Origin of the sequence: Pseudonocardia phyllosphaerae (assembly GCF_046546475.1) — a bacterium.
In the GTDB taxonomy this organism is placed as follows: Bacteria; Actinomycetota; Actinomycetes; order Mycobacteriales; family Pseudonocardiaceae; genus Pseudonocardia; species Pseudonocardia phyllosphaerae.
Window position 1 is genome coordinate 44,337 of record NZ_JBKGXS010000014.1, and the last position, 19,710, is coordinate 64,046.

Annotated in this window: 19 protein-coding genes; 12 read left to right on the plus strand and 7 right to left on the minus strand. The window is 74.3% G+C overall.

What is annotated here, in order from left to right; genetic code table 11:
- The first annotated feature begins 1 nt into the window (after position 1).
- Complete coding sequence (locus ACLE50_RS21760; RefSeq protein WP_410945475.1) at positions 2-757, plus strand: succinate dehydrogenase/fumarate reductase iron-sulfur subunit; 756 nt, start codon at positions 2-4, stop codon at positions 755-757.
- 83 nt (positions 758-840) lie between these two features.
- On the opposite strand, the gene ACLE50_RS21765 is transcribed toward ACLE50_RS21760, so the two are convergent.
- Entirely contained in the window at positions 841-1,200 is a 360-nt protein-coding gene (locus ACLE50_RS21765) for a PspA/IM30 family protein (RefSeq protein ID WP_410945476.1), read from the minus strand.
- A gap of 374 nt (positions 1,201-1,574) precedes the next feature.
- On the opposite strand from ACLE50_RS21765, the gene ACLE50_RS21770 reads away from it, so the two are divergent.
- Together ACLE50_RS21770 and ACLE50_RS21775 are read left to right on the plus strand one after the other, a co-directional pair.
- Positions 1,575-1,904: a hypothetical protein gene (locus ACLE50_RS21770; protein ID WP_410945477.1), complete on the plus strand. Its 330-nt coding sequence runs from the start codon at positions 1,575-1,577 to the stop codon at positions 1,902-1,904.
- Between the two features lie 49 nt (positions 1,905-1,953).
- Positions 1,954-3,960: a S9 family peptidase gene (locus ACLE50_RS21775; RefSeq protein ID WP_410945478.1), complete on the plus strand. Its 2,007-nt coding sequence runs from the start codon at positions 1,954-1,956 to the stop codon at positions 3,958-3,960.
- 61 nt (positions 3,961-4,021) lie between these two features.
- Here ACLE50_RS21775 and ACLE50_RS21780 read toward each other — a convergent pair whose 3' ends face one another.
- The 4 genes from ACLE50_RS21780 to ACLE50_RS21795 all read right to left on the minus strand — a co-directional run bounded on the left by ACLE50_RS21780 (position 4,022) and on the right by ACLE50_RS21795 (position 7,340).
- Positions 4,022-4,885, minus strand: coding sequence for an amino acid ABC transporter permease (locus tag ACLE50_RS21780; protein ID WP_410945479.1), 864 nt, complete (start codon positions 4,883-4,885; stop codon positions 4,022-4,024).
- Positions 4,882-5,529: an amino acid ABC transporter permease gene (locus ACLE50_RS21785; protein ID WP_410945480.1), complete on the minus strand. Its 648-nt coding sequence runs from the start codon at positions 5,527-5,529 to the stop codon at positions 4,882-4,884. Before ACLE50_RS21785 ends, ACLE50_RS21780 begins: the two co-directional genes overlap by 4 nt.
- Positions 5,530-5,637: 108 nt before the next feature.
- On the minus strand, positions 5,638-6,534 hold the full coding sequence (locus ACLE50_RS21790) for a glutamate ABC transporter substrate-binding protein (RefSeq protein ID WP_410945481.1): 897 nt from the start codon (positions 6,532-6,534) through the stop codon (positions 5,638-5,640).
- A 77-nt stretch (positions 6,535-6,611) separates the two neighbouring features.
- A complete protein-coding gene (locus ACLE50_RS21795) occupies positions 6,612-7,340 on the minus strand; it encodes an amino acid ABC transporter ATP-binding protein (RefSeq protein WP_410945516.1) in 729 nt (242 codons plus the stop codon).
- A gap of 146 nt (positions 7,341-7,486) precedes the next feature.
- Between ACLE50_RS21795 and ACLE50_RS21800 the strand changes: the two genes are divergently transcribed.
- Positions 7,487-8,170, plus strand: coding sequence for a response regulator transcription factor (locus ACLE50_RS21800; RefSeq protein WP_410945482.1), 684 nt, complete (start codon positions 7,487-7,489; stop codon positions 8,168-8,170).
- Positions 8,171-8,180: 10 nt separating this feature from the next.
- Positions 8,181-9,599 carry a sensor histidine kinase gene (locus tag ACLE50_RS21805; protein ID WP_410945483.1) on the plus strand — a complete coding sequence of 473 codons (1,419 nt, stop codon included), beginning with the start codon at positions 8,181-8,183 and terminating at the stop codon, positions 9,597-9,599.
- A 32-nt stretch (positions 9,600-9,631) separates the two neighbouring features.
- Here the strand turns inward: ACLE50_RS21805 and ACLE50_RS21810 are convergent, their stop codons facing one another.
- Complete coding sequence (locus ACLE50_RS21810) at positions 9,632-10,603, minus strand: TAXI family TRAP transporter solute-binding subunit (RefSeq protein WP_410945484.1); 972 nt, start codon at positions 10,601-10,603, stop codon at positions 9,632-9,634.
- Positions 10,604-10,678: 75 nt separating this feature from the next.
- Here ACLE50_RS21810 and miaB point away from each other — a divergent pair, with 75 nt between their 5' ends.
- Positions 10,679-12,181: a tRNA (N6-isopentenyl adenosine(37)-C2)-methylthiotransferase MiaB gene (gene miaB, locus ACLE50_RS21815; RefSeq protein WP_410945485.1), complete on the plus strand. Its 1,503-nt coding sequence runs from the start codon at positions 10,679-10,681 to the stop codon at positions 12,179-12,181.
- A 5-nt stretch (positions 12,182-12,186) separates the two neighbouring features.
- Positions 12,187-12,624: an Rv2732c family membrane protein gene (locus ACLE50_RS21820; RefSeq protein ID WP_410945486.1), complete on the plus strand. Its 438-nt coding sequence runs from the start codon at positions 12,187-12,189 to the stop codon at positions 12,622-12,624.
- Between the two features lie 30 nt (positions 12,625-12,654).
- On the opposite strand, the gene ACLE50_RS21825 is transcribed toward ACLE50_RS21820, so the two are convergent.
- On the minus strand, positions 12,655-14,046 hold the full coding sequence (locus ACLE50_RS21825; protein WP_410945487.1) for a DUF349 domain-containing protein: 1,392 nt from the start codon (positions 14,044-14,046) through the stop codon (positions 12,655-12,657).
- 286 nt (positions 14,047-14,332) lie between these two features.
- On the opposite strand from ACLE50_RS21825, the gene ACLE50_RS21830 reads away from it, so the two are divergent.
- From ACLE50_RS21830 to ACLE50_RS21850, 5 genes are all read left to right on the plus strand, one after another.
- Positions 14,333-15,037: a class III extradiol ring-cleavage dioxygenase family protein gene (locus ACLE50_RS21830; RefSeq protein ID WP_410945488.1), complete on the plus strand. Its 705-nt coding sequence runs from the start codon at positions 14,333-14,335 to the stop codon at positions 15,035-15,037.
- Positions 15,034-15,978 (plus strand): tRNA (adenosine(37)-N6)-dimethylallyltransferase MiaA, encoded by a 945-nt coding sequence (gene miaA, locus ACLE50_RS21835; protein WP_410945489.1) that lies wholly within the window; start codon positions 15,034-15,036, stop codon positions 15,976-15,978. The genes ACLE50_RS21830 and miaA overlap by 4 nt, the downstream gene beginning before the upstream one ends.
- On the plus strand, positions 15,975-16,883 hold the full coding sequence (dapF, locus tag ACLE50_RS21840) for a diaminopimelate epimerase (RefSeq protein WP_410945490.1): 909 nt from the start codon (positions 15,975-15,977) through the stop codon (positions 16,881-16,883). The genes miaA and dapF overlap by 4 nt, the downstream gene beginning before the upstream one ends.
- A gap of 151 nt (positions 16,884-17,034) precedes the next feature.
- Positions 17,035-18,546, plus strand: a complete 1,512-nt coding sequence (gene hflX / locus ACLE50_RS21845) for a GTPase HflX (protein WP_410945491.1) — start codon at positions 17,035-17,037, stop codon at positions 18,544-18,546.
- A 101-nt stretch (positions 18,547-18,647) separates the two neighbouring features.
- Positions 18,648-19,706, plus strand: a complete 1,059-nt coding sequence (locus ACLE50_RS21850) for an SdiA-regulated/phytase-like domain-containing protein (protein ID WP_410945492.1) — start codon at positions 18,648-18,650, stop codon at positions 19,704-19,706.
- Positions 19,707-19,710 lie beyond the last annotated feature (4 nt).

Here is a 19,710-nt window from a genome sequence, read left to right on the forward strand (position 1 = left end):
CGTGAAACTGAACCTGAAGGTCTGGCGCCAGGCGGAGTACAACGACAAGGGCCGTCTGGTCGACTACGAGGTCGAGGCCGACGAGGACATGTCGTTCCTCGAGATGATCGACGTCCTCAACGAGAAGCTGATTCTCTCCGGGGACGAGCCGGTCGCGTTCGACCACGACTGCCGCGAGGGCATCTGCGGCGCCTGCAGCATGGTCATCAACGGCCAGCCGCACGGCCCGCAGCGCGCCACCACCACCTGCCAGCTGCACATGCGGCACTACAACGACGGCGACACGATCACCGTCGAGCCGTTCCGGTCGGGCTCGTTCCCGGTCATCAAGGACCTGATCGTCGACCGCTCCGCGTTCGACAAGATCATCCAGGCCGGTGGCTACATCTCGGTCAACACCGGGTCCGCCCCGGAGGCCAACGCCAACGCGGTGCCGAAGAAGCACGCCGACCGCTCGTTCGCCGCCGCGAACTGCATCGGTTGCGGCGCCTGCGTGGCGGCCTGCCCGAACGGGTCGGCGTCGTTGTTCCTCGGCGCGAAGCTGACCCACCTCGGCGAGATGCCGCAGGGGCAGCCCGAGCGCTGGGACCGCGTGGTCAACATGATCGACACGCACGAGGACGCCGGCTTCGGCGGCTGCACCAACACCGGTGCCTGCGCGACCGCGTGCCCGAAGGAGATCCCGCTCGACGTGATCTCCCAGCTCAACAAGGACTACCTCAAGGCCAGCGTCGGCGGCCGGAAGAAGAACGGCTGAGCTGCGCGTTCGTCCACCACGGCCCGGTTCCCGCTTCGGCGGGGCCGGGCCGTCGTGCTGTGCGGGGGTCGTGCCGTACGGGGTCAGCGCCCCATCTGCCGGCGGATCTCCGCGAGCCGATCGGTGCCCTTGCGCTCCCGCTCGGCGTAGGCGTCCTCCGCGTCGCGGGCCTTCGCGTCCCCGCCGGCCAGCTCCTCGGCCGCCGAGGCCGTCGCCGCGCGGCCCTCGATGCGGTCGCGGACGTAGTCGAACGTGGGGACGCCGGCGTCGGTGTAGTCCGTCTGCGGCGACGCCGTCGGGCGGACGGGGGAGACGGTCCCGGGACTGGTGGGGACGTCGGCGCGCGGGACGTCGTCGACCAGCTCGGCGTCGAGGACGGGATCGCCCGGTTCCTGCCGCGAGGGGTCCTGCGGTACCGGGTCTGGGCGTGTCGGGTCGCTCATGGCGGCGTCTCCTCGGGCGGCGGTGGCTGCTACATCCGACGGTACCGACGCCCGCGCCTCGACGACGGTTCCGCGCGGCCGGGAGACGCGCTCGGGAGATCCGGCTCCGCGCGCCCCGAGGGGCACCCTCGCCACCACCGGCGGGAACGAGGGTGCCCCTCGGGGCACGTGGCGGCCACCGGCGGGAACGAGGGTGCCTCTCGGGGCACGTGGCGGCGCCCGGCCGGAAACGAGGGTGCCCCTCGGGGCACGGGAACGCCCGGTCGGGGCGAGGGTGTCCCTCGGTGCATTGCGCGGCGCGACGAGAGCCACAGGGCGCGCGGCGCGACGTGGGTGCCCCGAGCGCCGGCCGTACGACGCGCCAGACTGTCGCCGTGACGCGGGTCCGGGAGCTGGTCGTGGTGCACGACGCCGCGTGCGTGCGCTGCGCCCGCATCGCCCGCGAGCTGCCCGAGGTCGTGACCGTCCGGGTGCGGGCCCGCTCCTGCCGCGAACCCCGCCTCGCCGAGATCTACCCGAACCTGCCGCGCGCGGTCGGGGAGTGCCGGACCCCGGCGGTCGGCGTCGTCGGCACCGACGGGCAGGTGCGCTGGTGGACGGGGCTGCGCGCGGTGTTCGGCGTCGCGCCGGTGCTGCGCCCGGGCGCGCTGCCGCGGGCAGCGTCCCTGCTGCGATCCACCCTGCGACGACCACGGGGGAGATGACCACGAGGGGTACATCGCCGCGTCACCGATCCCGACTAGCGTGGGCCGCGTGAGGATCTCGGGGTACGGGTCGTGGCCGACACCGGTCACGTCCGAACTGGTGGTGACGGCCGCGGTGCGGCTCGGTGATGTCCGTCCGGACGGCGCGCCGGGCACGAGCGACACCGGAGTGATCTGGGCGGAGGGACGCGCCGACGAGGGCGGCCGGACCCAGCTGGTCCGCCGCAGCGACGGCGACACGCGCACCGACCTGCTGCCCGAGGGCGCGAACGCCCGCTCCGCCGTCCACGAGTACGGCGGCGGGGCCTGGTGGCTGCACGAGGGCAGCCCCGGCATCGTGTTCTACGTCGACTGGTCCGACCAGCGGATCCGCCGCCTCGACCGGGCCGGCGGCGACCCCGTCGTGCTCACCCCGGAGCCCGTGGTGCCCCGCGGCGACCGCTACGCCGACGGCGACGTCGCCCCGGACGGCTCCTGGATGGTCGCGATCCGTGAGCACCATCCGGTGGAGGACGCTGCGGCGACCGACGTCGTCAACGAGATCGTCCGGCTCGACGCGCGCATGCCGTCGCAGCCGGAGGTGCTGGTCAGCGGCCCGGACTTCGTCGCCGCCCCGCGCATCTCGCCGGACGGGGGCACGCTGGCCTGGCTGTCCTGGAACCACCCCTCGATGCCGTGGGACGACGTCGAACTCACCGTCCGTGACCTCGACGAGGGGATCGACACCGTCGTCGCCGGCGGCCCGGGGGAGTCGGTCACCGAGCCGCAATGGCAGGCCGACGGCTCGCTGACGTTCCTGTCCGACCGCACCGGCTGGTGGAACCTCTACCGGTGGATGCCCGGTGAGGACATCGAGGCGCTGGTCCGGATCGACGCCGAGATCGGCGTCCCCGCCTGGTCGCTGGCCGGCTCCCGCTACGCGGTCCTTGAGGACGGCCGGGTCGTCTTCGCCCGCTCCTCGCACGGCTTCGACGCGCTGTGCGTGCGCGAGCTGGACGGCACGATCGTCGAGCTGGACACCCCGTTCACGCTGATCGGGTCGGTGCGCGCGGACGGGCCGAACGCCGTCGTCTGCGTCGCGGGCAGCCCGCTCGCCGAACCGGGCGTGCACCGGGTCGTCCCCGCCCCGGCGAGCGCGGGCGAGCCCGGTGCGGCCGGTGTGCAGACCCTGCGCGCACCCCGTGACCTGGGGCTGGACCCCGAGTCGATCTCCGTGCCGGAGCCGATCCAGTTCCTCTCCGGCGACGCCGAGGGCGGCCCGCGCACCGGCTTCGCGCTCTACTACCCGCCCACGGGCCCGTTCCTGCCGCCCGACGGCGACCTGCCCCCGCTGCTCGTGGTGATCCACGGCGGGCCGACGGGGTCGGCGTCGCCGGTGCTGTCGGTCGGCGTCCAGTACTGGACGAGCCGCGGGTTCGGCGTCGTCGACGTCGACTACGGCGGCTCCGCCGGTTACGGGCGCGCCTACCGCGAGGAGCTGAAGGGCGCCTGGGGCGTGGTCGACGTCGCCGACTGCCTGGCCGCGGCCCGCACGCTGGCCGAGGGTGGCCGCGTCGACCCGGCCCGGATGGCGATCCGCGGTGGCTCGGCCGGCGGGTTCACCACGCTGGCCGCGCTCGCCCGGCCGGACACGCCGTTCTCCGCCGGCGCCGACCACTTCGGCGTCGCGGACCTGGAGGCGCTCGCCGCGGACACGCACAAGTTCGAGTCCCGCTACCTCGACGGCCTCGTCGGGCCGTACCCGGAGGCCGCCGACGTCTACGCCGCGCGCTCGCCGCTGACCCACGTCGAGGACTTCTCGACGCCGCTGATCGTGCTGCAGGGCGCCGAGGACGCGATCGTCCCGCCGAACCAGTCCGAGATGATCGTCGACGCGCTCCGCAAGCGGGGCGTGCCGGTCGCCTACCTGTTGTTCGACGGCGAGCAGCACGGTTTCCGGCGGGCCGAGAACATCCGCCGCGCGCTCGACGCGGAGCTGGCGTTCTACGGCGAGATCTTCGGGTTCACGCTGCCCCCGGAGGAGGGCATCGCGCCGGTGGAGATCGAGAACCTCTGATCCGGAGCGCGGGTGGCGGCGCCACCCGCGCCACCCGCACCACTCGGGGGACCGGGCCCGCTCAGGGCACCGGGACCGCGGTGTCCTGATCCGTGCCGGGCTTCTCCGCCCTCGGACCGCGGTGCAGCCGCCGGTCCACCAGCCGCGAGATCCCGGTGAGGATCAGGCACAGCCCGATGTAGATCACCGCGATGACCATGGCGACCGGCAGGATCGGCCCGCCGAGCTGGTTCTGGCTGCCCAGATAACGCGCCTGGTAGAGCAGCTCGGGGTACTGGATGATGAACCCGAGCGCGGTGTCCTTCAGGATCACGACCAGCTGCGACAGGATCGTCGGCAGCATCGAGCGCAGCGCCTGGGGGAGCAGCACCGTCGTCATCACCTGGGTCTTGCGCAGCCCGAGCGCGTAGGCGGCCTCGGACTGCCCGCGCGGCACGGCCAGCACACCGGCCCGGAAGACCTCGGCCAGCACCGAGCCGTTGTAGAGCATCAGGCCGATGACCACCGACCAGAACGCCGAGATCTCGATGCCGAGGCCGCGGGACACGCCGAAGTACAGGATGAAGATCAGGACCAGCAGCGGGACGGCGCGGAACAGCTCCACGACCGCCGACGCCGGGGCGCGCAGCCAGGCATGGTCCGACAGCCGGCCGGCCGCGAACACCGCGCCGAAGGCCAGCGACAGCACCGCGGCGACGGCGAACGCACTGATCGTCGCCCACAGCGCGTCGAGCAGCAGGTACTGGATCCGCACGTACTGGATCCACTCCCACATCCGCGGGACGAACTGGCCGGCCTGGGCGAGCTTCCAGACCACGAATGCGACCGCGGCGACGACCGCGACGGTGCCCACGGCGCCGAGCACCTGGTTGCGCCGCCGTGCGGCCGGACCGGGGATGTCGTAGAGGACGGTGCCACTGCTCATCGGGACACGCTCCAGCGGGCGTCGAGGCGGCGCTGCAACCAGGTCAGGGGAGCCACGAGCAGGATGAAGAACAGCGCGACCCAGAGCAGGCCGATGAACACGTTGTATCCGCGCTCGGAGAGGTTCTGGTAGATCCCGCCTGCCTCGACCACCGAGAATCCGGCGGCGATCGTGGTGTTCTTCAGCAGCGCGATCTGGATGTTGGTCATCGGCGGGACCGTCGCCCGGATCGCCTGCGGGAGCACGATCTCGCCGAGCGTCTGGGTGAAGCCGAAGCCCAGCGCGCGGGCGGCCTCGGCCTGCCCGACCGGCACCGTGCTGACGCCCGAGCGGACGACCTCGCAGACGAACGCGGCGGTGTAGAGCGTCAGCCCGACCGCGGCGCGGGCGAAGAACGACAGGTCGACCAGCCCGAGCAGCGGGTAGGCGAACGCGAAGAAGAACAGCACCAGCGTCAGCGGGGTGTTGCGCAGCACCGTCACGTAGCCGGTGCCGATGGCACGGAACACCGGCACCGGGCTGACCCGCAGACCGGCGAGCAGCGTCCCGAGGACCAGCGATCCGATCGCGGCCACCACGAACAGGCCGAGCGTGCCGAGGAACCCGCCGACGTACAGGTCGAGGTTGTCGATCAGGACGTCCACCGGAGCCCTCCTTCCTTCACGTTCTCGTGCGGCCGGACAGCCCGCCCGCGGTATCGCACGGTGCTGCCGGGCCCCGCGACGACGGGACCCGGCGGCACCGGCCGGGGATCAGTAGCGCTCGACCTTCGGCGGCGACGCCTGGGTGCCGGACTTGCCCAGCGTGCCGTCGTAGATCTTCTGCCAGGTGCCGTCCTGGGCGGACGCCTCGAGCAGGTCGTCGATCTTGTTCCGCAGCGCGGCGTCGTCCTTCTTGACCCCGATGCCGTACTTCTCGGTGTCCGGCGTCGGGAACGGCTGCCCGACGATCTTGAGCTGGTCCGGGGCCTGCGCGGCGAATCCCTTGAGGATCGCCTCGTCGGTGGTGACCGCGTCGACCTGGCCTGCGCGCAGCTGGTCCACGCACTGCGAGTACTTCTGGAACTCGATCGGCTGATCGGTGAGCTTCTCGTCCTTGATCCGCTGGATCGGGGTCGAGCCGGTCACCGAGCAGACCTTCTTGCCCTTCAGGGTGTCCTTGCCGGTGATGGAGTTGTCGTCGGCGCGGACCAGCAGCGACTGGCCGGTCACGTAGTACGGGCCCGCGAACCCGATCTGCTGCTTGCGCTTGTCGGTGATCGAGTAGGTGCCGATGTAGTAGTCGACGTCGCCGCGGGAGATCGCGTCCTCGCGGGCGGTCGACGGGTACACCTTGAAGTCGATCTTGTCGGGCGAGAAGCCGAGCCCGCCGGCGACCATCTTCGCGGTGTCGATGTCGAAGCCGCTGAACTCGCCGGTGGTGGCGTCGTTGAACCCGAGGCCGGGCTGGTCGTCCTTGACCCCGATGGAGACGCGGCCGCGCTGCTGCATCGCGGCGAAGGTCTGCGAGCCCGGGACCTGCACGTTCTGTGCGACGGTGGGCTGGTAGCCCGAGGCCTGCTCGTCGCCCGGGGCGCCTTCCTTGCCGCAGCCGGCCAGGGCGAGGGAGGCGGCCAGCGCGGCCGCCACCAGGATGCGGGTTCTCGTCATCGTCAGCCTCCGTGGCGGATGAAGGGGGAGTTCGGGGAAGAACGGGTTCGGTGCTGCTGGGTGCTGCTCGGTGCTGCTCAGTGCGAGAGGATCTTGCCGAGGAAGTCCTTGGCGCGGTCGCTGCGCGGGTTGGCGAAGAACTCGTCGGGTGAGGTGTCCTCGACGATCTCGCCGTCGCTCATGAACACGACGCGGTGCGCGGCGCGGCGGGCGAAGCCCATCTCGTGGGTGACGACGACCATCGTCATCCCTTCCTGCGCCAGCGAGGTCATGGTCTCCAGGACCTCGTTGACCATCTCGGGGTCGAGGGCGGAGGTCGGCTCGTCGAACAGCATCACCTTGGGCCGCATCGCCAGCGCCCGGGCGATCGCGGCGCGCTGCTGCTGCCCGCCGGAGAGCTGCGCGGGGTACTTGTCGCGCTGGTTGGCGATGCCGACCCGCTCCAGCAGCTCGAGGCCGGTCTTCTCCGCCTCGGCCTTCGACACGCCCCGCACCTTGATCGGCGCGAGCGTGACGTTCTCCAGGATGGTCTTGTGCGCGAACAGGTTGAACGACTGGAACACCATGCCGACGTCGGCGCGCAGCCCGGCCAGCGCCTTGCCTTCGGCGGGCAGCGCGGTGCCGTCGATCTCGATCGAGCCGGTGTCGACGGGCTCCAGCCGGTTGATCGTGCGGCAGAGCGTGGACTTGCCGGAGCCGGACGGCCCGAGCACGACGACGACCTGCCCGCGCTCGACCTCCAGGTCGATGTCGCGCAACACGTGCAGGTCACCGAAGTGCTTCTGGACGCCGCGCATCGCGATCATGGGCGTACCCGGCGACGCGGGCGAGGCCCCTGCTGCACTGCTGGTCATACTGCCTCCGGGCATGGCGAGAGCCTGGACGTATCGGACAGTGCAGTCCATCACCTTGAGGAACCCTTAGGGTCTCGGCAACGTAACGAGGGGACCCGATGCACATCCTGCTGATCGAGGACGACGACCGTGTGGCCGCCGCCCTTCGTCCGGCGCTGCACCGGCACGGGATGACCACGACCCGGCTGGACCACGGCCGGGGTGCGGCCGAGCACCTCGACGGCGTCGACGTCGTGCTGCTGGACCTGGGGCTGCCCGACGTCGACGGCGTCGACGTCTGCCGGGAGATCCGCGCGGTCAGCGAGGTGCCGGTGCTGGTGGTGACCGCGCGCGGCGAGGTCGGCGACCGCATCCTGGGCCTGCACTCCGGTGCCGACGACTACCTGGTCAAGCCCTACGACATCGGCGAGCTCGTCGCCCGGGTCCACGCGGTGCAGCGGCGCCGCAAGGTCGGCGAGGACGGCACCGCGGCCCCGGCGGCGTCGTCGGCGGTGACCGTCGGGGACGTGCACGTCGACCCGGAGCGTCACGAGGTCACCGTCGCCGGCGAGGCGGTCGCGCTGACCCGCAAGGAGTTCCAGGTGCTGTCGCTGCTCGCCCGCGCCGGCGGTGCCGTCTGCACCCGGGCGCAGATCGTCGCCGAGGTGTGGGGGCGCGGCTGGGCGGGGGCGAACCGGACCCTCGACGTGCACGTCGCGACGCTGCGCACCAAGCTCGGCAGGCCCGAGTTGATCCGTACCGTGCGCGGCGTCGGGTACCGGTTCACCGCGGACGAGGAGTAGACACAGACCCGTGCGCAGCCGGTTGTTGCTGGTCGTGCTCGTGCTCGTCGGGCTGCTCGCCGCCGGGCTCGGGATCCCGCTGGCGACCTTCTACGCCCGCAGCGCGCAGGAGGCGGTGTTCACCGACCGGCTCACCGACACCATCTCCTTCGCCTCGGCCGCGCAGCGCCCGCTGCTGGAGTCCGGCCGCGGCGGATCGGCACGCTCCGCGTTCGAGGCCGAGATCGCCCGCTACGACGAGGTCTACGGCGTCGCCGTCCTGGTCTACGACCGGGCGGGAGCACTCGTCGCGGCCTCGCGCCCGGGGGACCGGCTGCCGCAGGTCTCGGCCGGGCCCGGGGACCGGCTGGCCGTCGCGCTGGCCGGACGGCGGTCCCAGCCGTACCCGTTGATCCTGCCGTGGGAGGCCGACGACCTGGTGCTCGGCGAGCCCGTCCTGGTCGACGGCGAGGTCGTCGGGGCGGTGGTGACGGTGTCACCGACCGCGGCGCTGCGCGCAGCGGAGACCCGTACCTGGACCCTCGTCGCGGCGGCCACGCTCGCCGCACTGCTGACCGGGACGCTGGTCGCGCTGCCGCTGACCGCATGGGTGCTGCGCCCGGTGCGCCGGCTCGACGGGGCCATGCACGAGGTCGGCTCCGCGGTGCTCGCCGGCGGGGGAGCGGCACCGCCGACCCGGCGCAGCGGGCCGCCGGAGCTGCGGCGGCTGGCGGAGTCGTTCGACGCGATGACCCAGGCGGTCCGCGAGGCGCTGAGCTCGCAGCGCGCGTTCGTCGCCGACGCCAGCCACCAGCTCCGCAACCCGCTCACCGCGCTGCGGCTGCGCCTGTCCAACCTGGACGGCCGGACGGCGCCGGACGCGAGCGACGACCACCTCGCGGCGATGGAGGAGTCCGAGCGGCTGTCCCGGGTGCTCGACGGCCTGCTCGCCCTGGCCCGCGCCGAACGCGCCGCCGAGCACGCGGGTGGGCCGGACGGGGTGCCGGTCACCGGGCTCGACGACCTCGTCGCCGACCGGATCGACAACTGGCGACCGCTGGCCGAGCACGAGGGCGTCGAGCTGTGCCGCGGCGGCACCACGGGGCTGCGGGCCCGGATCGACCCGGCCGGCCTGGAGGGCGTGCTGGACGCGGTGCTGGACAACGCCCTGAAGTACACCCCGGCCGGCGGGCGGGTGCGGGTGAGCACGCTGCTCACCCACGAGCGGGTGGCGGTCAGTGTCGTCGACGGCGGGCCGGGGATGAGCGCCGAGGACCGGGAGCGGGCCACCGACCGCTTCTGGCGGGCACCGGGACAGACCAACGTCGAGGGCAGCGGGCTGGGACTCGCGATCGCCGCCCGCACCGCGACCGCGGCCGGCGGGGAGCTGGTGCTCGGCGACGGTCCGGGCCGCGGCCTGCGGGTGACGCTCTGGCTGCTGCCCGGGTAGCGGTACGGCCTGCTCAGTACCCCTTGGCCGACTCAGTACCCCTTGGCCGAGCGGTAGAAGTCCTCCGCCCCGGGATGCAGCGGGATCGGCTGGGTGCCGATCGCCGAACGCGAGTCGATGGTGACCGCCGCCGGGCTGGCCCGGGCGAGCCGGGGCTGCTCGTCGATGACGGCCTGGATGAGGGCGTCGGCGAGGTCGTCGGGCATCGAGGCGGGCACCAGCAGCGCGTTGCGCACCGACACGCACGACACCGGCTCGGGCAGCCCGTAGGTGTTCGCCGGAACAGTCGCCACGGAGTAGACGCCGCCGAAGCGCTCCCGGGTCCGGTCCAGCACGTCACCGAGGTCCAGCAGCCCGATGGGGACCTCGGCAGCCAGCTCCCGCAGCCCGCCGGTGGGCACACCACCGGACCAGAAGAACGCGTCGATCCGCTTCGCGCGCAGTGCCTCCACCGCCTCGGGCAGGCCCAGCTCGACGCGGCGGCCGAGCCCGCGGACCCCGATCCCGGCGACGTCGAGCAGCCGGATCGCGATCGGCTGGTAACCGCTGCCGGTGGGCCCGATCGACACCCGCCGCCCGCGCAGGTCGGCGATCCGGGTGAGCCCCGAGTCCCGCCGGACGACGACGTGGGTGACGTCGTCGTAGAGCCGGGCCAGCGCCCGGGGGCTGTTCGGCCCGGTGACGCCACGGGCGACGTCGGCGGCGACGTCGACCTGGCTGATCGCCACCGACGCGCCACCCGTGGTCAGCAGCCGCATGTTCTGCCCGCTGCCCGCGGTGCCCAGCACCCGTGGCGGCGCGGCGACGGCGAGCCGCTCGGCCCAGATCGCGGCCAGTGTGCGGGCCAGGTTGATGTAGACGCCCGGCTGCACCCCGCCGGCGACGACGATCTCCGGGGCCCGGGTGCGGGCATCGCAGCCGGTGACGGCCGGGAGGGCCGTCGCGAGTCCCGCGGCCAGGCCCGCACGCAGCACGGCGCGGCGGGACGGGACGGACGGCGGCACGCGCGTCATCCTGCCGCACCGGCGGCGGGGGAGCCCGCGCGGCGGATCCGCCGGGATCGCGCCTACCCTCGGGGTGTGAGCCGCAGCTACACCGTGCGCACCTACGGGTGTCAGATGAACGTGCACGACTCGGAGCGGATGGCCGGTCTGCTGGAGGACGCGGGGTACGCCCGCGCCGACGACCCGGACACCGCCGACGTCGTCGTGTTCAACACCTGTGCCGTGCGCGAGAACGCGGACAACAAGCTCTACGGCAACCTGGGCCACCTCCGGCCGCGCAAGCAGGAGAACCCGGACATGCAGATCGCCGTCGGCGGGTGCCTCGCGCAGAAGGACCGCGACACGATCACCCGCCGGGCGCCCTGGGTCGACGTCGTGTTCGGCACGCACAACGTGCACGCCCTGCCCACCCTGCTGGAGCGGGCCCGGCACAACGAGACCGCGCAGGTCGAGATCGCCGAGGCGCTCGAGGTGTTCCCGTCGACGCTGCCCGCGCGCCGGGACTCCGCCTACGCCGGCTGGGTCTCGATCTCGGTGGGCTGCAACAACACCTGCACGTTCTGCATCGTCCCGTCGCTGCGCGGCAAGGAGCGCGACCGGCGCCCGGGTGACGTGCTCGCCGAGGTGCAGGCACTCGCCGCCGACGGCGTGCTCGAGGTGACCCTGCTGGGGCAGAACGTCAACGCCTACGGCCAGGACTTCTCCGACGGCGACCTCGACCGCTCGGCGTTCTCGAAGCTGCTGCGCGCCTGCGGCGACGTCGAGGGCCTGGAGCGGGTCCGGTTCACCAGCCCGCACCCGCGCGACTTCACCTCCGACGTGATCGCCGCGATGGCCGAGACGCCGAACGTGTGCCCGCAGCTGCACATGCCGCTGCAGTCCGGCTCCGACGACGTCCTGCGCCGGATGCGCCGCTCCTACCGCTCCGAGCGGTTCCTCAAGATCCTCGCCGACGTGCGCGAGTCGATCCCGGACGCGGCCATCACCACCGACATCATCGTCGGCTTCCCCGGCGAGACCGAGGCCGACTTCCAGGCCACCCTCGACGTCGTCGAGGCCGCCCGGTTCTCCGCCGCGTTCACCTTCCAGTACTCCCCGCGCCCCGGGACCCCGGCCGCGGACCTGCCCGACCAGCTCCCGAAGAAGGTCGTGCAGGAGCGCTACGAGCGGCTCGTCGCGCTGCAGGAGCGGATCTCCTGGGAGGAGAACCGCGCGCAGGAGGGCCGCACCGTCGAGGTGCTCGTCTCCGCGGGGGAGGGCCGCAAGGACGGCGCGACGCGGCGGCTCACCGGCCGCGCCCGCGACGGCCGGCTGGTGCACTTCGCGCCGGGCGACACGACAGGTATCCGTCCCGGCGACGTCGTGACCGTGACCGTCGACCGCGGCGCCCCGCACCACCTCGTCGCCGACGGGGGCGTGCTCACCCACCGCCGTACCCGGGCCGGCGACGCCTCGGAGGCGGGGGACCGGCCGACCGGTGCGCCGACGACGCTGGGACTGCCGGTGTTCGGCAAGCCGGCCGCCGAGCCCGCGCCGGTGTCGCCGTGCGCGGTGCCGACGACGGCGGGTGCCCGGTGAGCGACATGACCCCCGAGACCCGCGCCGCGATGGAGGACGCCGAGCGCTCCGTGCAGCGGCGTATCGACCCGGGCCCGCGCGCCATGCTGTTCTCGGTCGCGGTGCTGGCCGCGGTCGTGGCGCTGCTTCTGCCCTGGGTGCAGGGCTCGCCCGGCTGGCAGGTACTGGCCGGGACCTCGCCCGCCGGGCCGCTGCCGACGCTGTTCTCCTGGACGCTGACCGCGTTCGGCGTCGCGGTGTCCGCGGCGGCGATCACCACCCGGCTGTGGGTGCTGGCCTTCGCCGGCGCCGTCGGCTGCGGGATCTCCGCGGTCAACGGTGTGTGGGCGATCTGGTCGCTGCAGACCGGCGCCGGTGGTCCCGGCTGGGGTGTGGTGCTCGGCCTGGTCGCGGTGCTGGTGCTGGCCTTCAACTGGGCCGGGATGGCGCTGCGGCGCTCCTGAGGTCCGTGGCCGCAGCGCCATCCCGGGCCGTCAGCGCTGGTCGAGGGCCTGCTCGGCGGCCTCGGCCCACTCCCGCCACTGCGCGGCCTGCGCGCGGGCCTGCTCGGCCTTCTTCGCCTGCCCGGCGTTCTCGGCCTTCTCCGCCTGCGCCTCGAGCTGCTCGACCCGCGCCCGGAACTGCTCGACGCGGGCCTGCGCCTCCGGGTCGGTGCGGCGCCACTGGGCGTCGGCGGCCTCGGCGACGCGCTCCTCGATCCCGCGCAGCCGCCCCTCCAGGGGCCGGATCTCCTCGCGGGGGACCTTGCCGATCTCCTCCCAGCGCTCCTGCACGCCGCGCAGCGCGGCCCGGGCGGCGTCGGGGTCGGAGAGGTCGATCTTCTCGGCCTCGGCGAGCAGCGCCTTCTTGGCCTCGGCGTTCGCGGCGAACTCGGCGTCGCGGGCGGCGAAGTGCTCGTTGCGGCGGGCGAAGAACCGGTCCTGGGCGCCGCGGAAGCGGGCCCACAGGGCGTCGTCGGCCTCGCGGTGGGCGCGCCCGGCGGCCTTCCACTCGGTCATGAGGTCGCGGTACTGCGCCGCGGTGGCCGACCACTCCTCGGAGTCGGCGAGCGCCTCGGCCGCTGCGGCCAGCTCCTCCTTGCGCTCCTTGGACACCACCCGCTGGCGGTCCAGATCGGCGAAGTGCGAGCCGCGGCGACGGTTGAAGTTCTCCCGGGCTTTCGAGAAGCGCTTCCACAGCGCCTCGTCGGTCTTCTTGTCGACGCCCTTGACGCCGCGCCACTCGTCGAGGATGGCGGCGAGCCGGTCCCCGGCCTGTTTCCACTGGGTCGACTCGGCGGCCAGCTTCTCCGCCTCGACGACGAGGCTCTCCTTGCGTGCGACGGCGTCGGTGCGGGCCTTGTCCCGCTCCTCACGCGCGTGCTCGACGCCGTGCTCGGCCTGGGCGACGAGGTCGTCGAGCCGGGTGCGCAGCGCGGGCACGTCCCCGACGACGGCGGCGTCGTCGAGCCCGTCGCGCAGCGAGCGGGCCGCGGTCAGCGACGCCTTCGCGTCCCCGCCACCGGCGATCCGGGCGGCGAGCACGTCGGACTCCACGACGAGCGCGTCGAAGCGCTTCGCGTAGTGCTCCAGGCCCTCCGCGGGCGGCCCGGCCTGGTAGGAGCCGACGACCCGCTCCCCGTCCGGGGTGATCAGATGGATGGTGCCGTCGTCGTCGGCGCGCCCCCAGCGGCCCGGGTCGGCCGACGCAGGCGGGACCGACGGGTGCGCGGCAGCGGGGGCGGCGGCGGTGCCGGGCGGCGGGCCCGGACGTGCGGCGGGCGGCGGTCCGGGACGAGGACCCGGCTTCGGTGTTCCGGGCTTCGGTGTTCCGGACGTCGGTGGTCCGGGCTTCGGCCCCGGCGGAACGGCGTTGGTCTCGGACACCGGCAGGTCCTCCTCGTTCGGCCCGCCGGACACCCGGCGAGCGCCCCGCCGGGATGTCCGCACGGGGCCGTACGCGCGCCGACCGGCCACGTCGCGGCCGTCGGAAGAGAAGATTCAAGCAGGTCGACCGGCTCGGGGGAACCGCACGACGCCCCGTCCGGGGGACCGGCGGCGGGCTCGGAGCGCCGAGCTGCGGCCACGGTGCGCCCCCGATGGGTGAGGTGCTGTGTCACAGGGGTCGCCGGGTGGCGGGGCGCCGTCCGGCGCTCGTTTACGCTCGGTCCCCGTGCCCGCCGCGATCGCCGTCCTGCCCCAGCCACCGCTGCTCGTCCCGGAGCTGATCGGGGACGCCGCCGCGGACACCGAGGCGCTGCGGGACGCCGTCCGGGTGGTCGCGACGGGTCTGGCCGCGGCCGCGTCGTCGTGGGTGGTCGTCGGCGCCGACCCGGGCGGGCGCCGCACCGTCGCGCCGGGCACCGCGGGCACCTTCGCCGGCTACGGCCGCGACGTGCGTGTCAGGCTGCCCGGCCCGGACGACGCGGTCGACCCCGAGCTGCCGCTGCCGCTGCTGGTCGCCGCGTGGGCGGCCGCGGGGACCGGCGTGACCTCGGTGCGCGGCGAGCTCGTCGCCCCGGACGCCGGCGCCGCGGAGTGCCTGGCGCTCGGTGACGGGCTGGCCGACGACGCGACCGGGCTGCTCGTCGTCGGGGACGGGGCGGCGATGCACCACGCGAAGGCCCCCGGCGGCTTCGACGAGCGCGCCGAGGCCTTCGACGCCGTCGTCGCCGCCGCACTCGACGCCGGCGACCCCGAGCCGCTGGCCGGTATGGCAGCGGAGCCGGCCGCGTCGCTGTGGGCGGGCGGGCGCGCCCCATGGCAGGTCCTCGCCGGCGCCGCCCGCGCCGCCGGGGTGCCGTGGAAGGCGCGGCACCGCCACACCTCGATGCCCTACGGCGTCGCCTACCACGTGGCGCTCTGGGAGCGGGCGTGAGCAGCCCGGGGCCGGGCCTGGTCGCGGTGGTCGGCCCGACCGCCACCGGCAAGTCCGACCTGGCCCTGCACGTCGCCCGCGAGCTGGGCGGCGAGGTCGTCAACGCCGACGCGATGCAGCTCTACCGCGGTCTCGACATCGGCACCGCGAAGCTGCCCCCGGCCGAGCGGCAGGGCATCCCGCACCACCAGCTCGACGTCCTCGACGTCGGCGAGACCGCCTCGGTGGCGGCCTACCAGCGCGAGGCGCGTGCGGAGATCGAACGGCTGCGCGCCGCGGGCCGCACCCCGGTGCTGACCGGCGGCTCCGGGCTCTACGTGCAGGCCGTGCTCGACGAGCTGGAGTTCCCCGGCACCGACCCGGAGCTGCGCGCCGAGCTGAGTGCCGAGCTCGACCGGGTGGGCCCGGAGGCCATGCACCGCAAGCTCGCCGAGCAGGACCCGGCCGCGGCGGCCGAGGTGCTGCCGTCGAACGGACGGCGGATCGTGCGTGCCCTGGAGGTCATCGCGCTGACCGGCAGGCCGTTCCGCGCGACGTTGCCGAAGGCCGCCACGCCCCGCTACGGCGCGGTGCTGCTCGGCATCGACCGCGACGTCGCCGAGCTCGACGAGCGGGTCGCGCTGCGCGTGGACCACATGCTCGACGACGGTCTGGTCGCCGAGACCCGCGGCCTGCTCCCGGCCGGCCTGGCCGACGGTCCGACGGCGTCGCGGGCACTCGGCTACCGGCAGGTGCTCGAGGCGTTCGACCGGGCCGGGTACGAGCTCCCACCCGAGGAGGTGGAGCGCGTCCGCGCGGAGACGGTGCAGGCCACGAAGCGGTTCGTGCGCCGCCAGCGGTCCTGGTTCCGCCGCGACGACCGCATCCACTGGCTCGACGGCGCCGACCCCGACCTGCCCGCCCGCGCGCTGTCGGTCCTCGCTCGTAACCTGGTGCCATGAGCGGCGGCGAGGGCAGTGGGGTCGAGTTCGGTGGCGGGATCGAGTTCGGCAAGGGCCACGGCACGCAGAACGACTTCGTCGTGCTGCCCGACCCGGACGCCGCGCTCGACCTGACCCCGGCCCGCGTCGCGGCGCTGTGCGACCGGCGCCGCGGCCTCGGCGCCGACGGTGTGCTGCGCGTGGTGCGCTGGGCGAAGCTCGCCGGGGCCGAGGGCGTGCCCGAGCCGGTGCCCGGCGTCGAGTGGTTCATGGACTACCGCAACGGCGACGGCTCGATCGCCGAGATGTGCGGCAACGGCGTACGGGTCTTCGCCCGCTACCTCGACGAGCGCGGCTGGATGCCCGGCGGCGGCACGCTCGGCACCCGCGCCGGCATCCGCTCCGCGCAGGTGTCCGGGCAGACGGTCTCGGTGGACATGGGGCCGGTCGCGATCGGGCCGGTGTCGGTGGCGACGCTGGGCGCCACCCGGGTCGACGGCGTCGCGCTCGACGTCGGGAACCCCCACCTGGCCTGCGTGTTCTCCGCGGGCGACCCGGACGCGCTGGACCTCACCGAGGCCCCCGGCTTCGACCCGCAGGTGTTCCCGCACGGGGTGAACGTCGAGTTCGTGACCCCGCTGGAGGGCCCCGCCGACGGCGGGCACGTCCGGATGCGGGTGCACGAGCGCGGCGTGGGGGAGACCCGAGCGTGCGGGACCGGCACCGTCGCCGCCGTCGTCGCGGCGCTGCGCGCGGCCGGGCACGACGCAGGCGACGTCGCCGTCACGACGCCCGGCGGGCAGCTGCGCGTGACCGTCTCCGCCGGCTCCGACGACACCGCGACCGGGACGACGGTGCTGCACGGCCCGGCCGAGCTGGTCGCCTCCGGCGAGCTCGACCGCGGCTGGTGGGACGCGCAGGGCTGAGCCGCTTTTCCCTGGGCCGCCTTTCCTGGGGCGCCTTCCCCCGGGCCGCGTTCTCCCGGGCCGCATCACCGGGGCCGCCGTAGCGCCTCCCGCGCGCTCGCCGAAAGGCGGCGGACAGCCGGGCCGTGGTCGTGGGACACTGGATCCCACGATGACTGATGCCCGCCTGCCTTCCACCGGTGACCTCGACCTCGAGGAGCGCTCCTCGCTCCGCCGCATCACCGGGCTGTCCACCGAGCTCACCGATATCACCGAGGTCGAGTACCGGAAGCTCCAGCTCGAACGCGTCGTACTCGTCGGGGTGTGGACCGAGGGCACGGCCGAGCAGGCCGACAACTCGCTGACCGAGCTCGCCCGCCTCGCCGAGACCGCCGGGTCGACGGTGCTCGACGGGCTCGTGCAGCGCCGGACCTCGCCGGATCCGGCGACGTTCATCGGCTCGGGCAAGGTCGAGGAGCTGCGCGGCACCGTGCAGGCCACCGGCGCCGACACCGTGATCTGCGACGGCGAGCTCTCGCCCGGCCAGCTCCGCCAGCTGGAGGAGCGGCTCAAGGTCAAGGTCATCGACCGGACCGCGCTGATCCTCGACATCTTCGCCCAGCACGCCCGCTCCCGGGACGGCAAGGCCCAGGTCGAGCTGGCCCAGCTGTCCTACCTGTTGCCGCGGCTGCGTGGCTGGGGCGAGACGCTGTCCCGGCAGGTGGGTGGCCGCGCCGCGGGCGGTGTCGGTATCGGTGGCCGTGGCCCCGGTGAGACGAAGATCGAGCTGGACCGCCGCCGGATCCGCGCGCGGATGAGCAAGCTGCGCCGCGAGATCGGGGCGATGCGCCAGGTCCGCGACACCCAGCGCGGCAACCGCAGGCGCTACGACGTGCCGTCCGTGGCGATCGTCGGCTACACCAACTCCGGCAAGTCCAGCCTGCTCAACCGGCTCACCGACGCCGGTGTCCTCGTCCAGGACGCGCTGTTCGCGACCCTGGACCCGACCACGCGCAAGGCCGAGACCGAGGACGGCCGCGCCTACACCCTCACCGACACCGTCGGGTTCGTGCGGCACCTGCCGCACCAGCTCGTCGAGGCGTTCCGGTCGACGCTGGAGGAGGCCGCCCAGGCGGACCTGCTCGTGCACGTCGTCGACGGCTCGGACCCGCTGCCCGACGAGCAGATCGCCGCGGTCCGGAAGGTGCTCGTCGAGATCGGGGAGGAGTCCGGCGAGACGATGCCCCCGGAGCTCCTCGTGATCAACAAGACCGACGCCGCCGGGGATCTCGCGCTGGCCCGGCTGCGGCACGCCCAGACCGGCGCGGTGTTCGTCTCCGCGCACAGCGGCGCCGGCGTCGAGAAGCTGCGCGAGCGGATCGCCGACGAGCTGCCGCGCCCGGAGTACGAGGTCGACCTGCTGCTGCCCTACACCGAGGGTGCGCTGGTGGCACGGCTGCACCAGGAGGGCGAGGTCCTCGCCGAGGACTACGTCGGCGACGGCACCCGGCTGCGTGCCCGCGTCGGCCCGGAGCTGGGGACCGCGGTCCTGCCGTACGCGGTGGCGGGTTCCGCCCCGGCGGAGCTCTCCGGCGACACCACCGGCTCCGCGCGTACGGCCGATGCCGCCGGGCCCGTTGCCCCTGCCGACCCCGACCTTCCCGCGACGGCGGCCGGGCGCTGAGCCTCCGGCCCCGCCCCGCGGTGCCGGCCGCACTCGCCGCGTCGGTGGTGGCGGTCGCGGTGTTCGGGCCTCTGCCGGCCGCTGTCGTACCGGCGGCGGCCGTGCCGGCCCCGATGGTGCTGCCGGCCGCGGTGGGCACCGGTGCGGCGGCCGCGCCGCAACCCGGCTGCACCGTCGACGACTCCCGGCTCGACGAGCTGTCCGGCCTGGTCGTGGACCCGTCCGGTACCCAGGGGTACCGCGCGATCGTCGACGGCGGGGGTACGGCCCGGGTGTTCTCGGTCGACCCGCGCAGCTGCGCGGTCACCGGTGAGCGGACCGTGCCGGTCCCGGTGACCGACGTGGAGGACCTCGCGCTCGGGCCGGACGGCACGCTCTGGCTCGCCGACACCGGCGACAACGCCGTCCGCCGTGCCACGGTGCGGCTGGTCGGGCTGCCGGTCTCCGGCCCTCCGCGGGTCTACGACCTGCGTTACCCGGACGGCCCGCGCGACGCCGAGGCCCTGGTGGTCTCCGACGACGGCGTACCGCTGATCGTCGACAAGACCACCGGCGCCGCGGGGGTGTACCGGACGGCGGGTCCGCTGACCGCATCCGGTCGCGCCGGGAGCGCGCCGGTGCCGCTGGTCCGCGCCGCGGAGGTCGTGCTGCCCTGGTCGGAGACCGGTGGCGGTCCGCTCGGCGTCGCGGGCAGCCGTACGGTCACCGGTGGCGCGCTGTCACCGCGGGGTGCGTCCGGCCGGGTGGTCGGGCTGCGGACCTACACCGACGCGTGGCTGTTCCGGCTGCCTGCCGAGGGGCCGGCGACGGCGGACGCGCTGGTCACGGCGCTGCGTGGGGCGCCGACGCCGGTGCCACTGCCCGACGAGCCGCAGGGGGAGGCGCTCGCCCTGGATGCTCGCGGGACGCTGCACTCGGGCGGCGAGGAGCGCGGGCTCGAGCACGCGGCGATCCGGACGGTGCCCGGGGCGGTGGCCGTGGCGACCGGACCGGGCGCACCGGTGCTCGCCCAGCCGCCTGCCGCACCGGACGTCGCCGTCTCCGGCTGGTCCGCGGCCACGACCGGGGTCGCGGCCGTCACGGCGGTGGCGCTGGCCGGGATCGCCGCCATGCTGGCGCAGACGTGGTTCCGGACGCGCCGTACCCGCCCGCCCCGCTGACCGG

Coding starts and splice junctions, on each gene's coding strand:
- ACLE50_RS21790 (WP_410945481.1), bottom strand. CDS start 6,534: ATGACGAGAACCCGCATCCTGGTGGCGGCCGCGCTGGCCGCCTCCCTC.
- dapF (WP_410945490.1), top strand. CDS start 15,975: ATGAGCGGCGGCGAGGGCAGTGGGGTCGAGTTCGGTGGCGGGATCGAG.
- ACLE50_RS21800 (WP_410945482.1), top strand. CDS start 7,487: ATGCACATCCTGCTGATCGAGGACGACGACCGTGTGGCCGCCGCCCTT.
- ACLE50_RS21780 (WP_410945479.1), bottom strand. CDS start 4,885: ATGAGCAGTGGCACCGTCCTCTACGACATCCCCGGTCCGGCCGCACGG.
- hflX (WP_410945491.1), top strand. CDS start 17,035: ATGACTGATGCCCGCCTGCCTTCCACCGGTGACCTCGACCTCGAGGAG.
- ACLE50_RS21795 (WP_410945516.1), bottom strand. CDS start 7,340: ATGATCGCGATGCGCGGCGTCCAGAAGCACTTCGGTGACCTGCACGTG.
- ACLE50_RS21820 (WP_410945486.1), top strand. CDS start 12,187: ATGACCCCCGAGACCCGCGCCGCGATGGAGGACGCCGAGCGCTCCGTG.
- ACLE50_RS21765 (WP_410945476.1), bottom strand. CDS start 1,200: ATGAGCGACCCGACACGCCCAGACCCGGTACCGCAGGACCCCTCGCGG.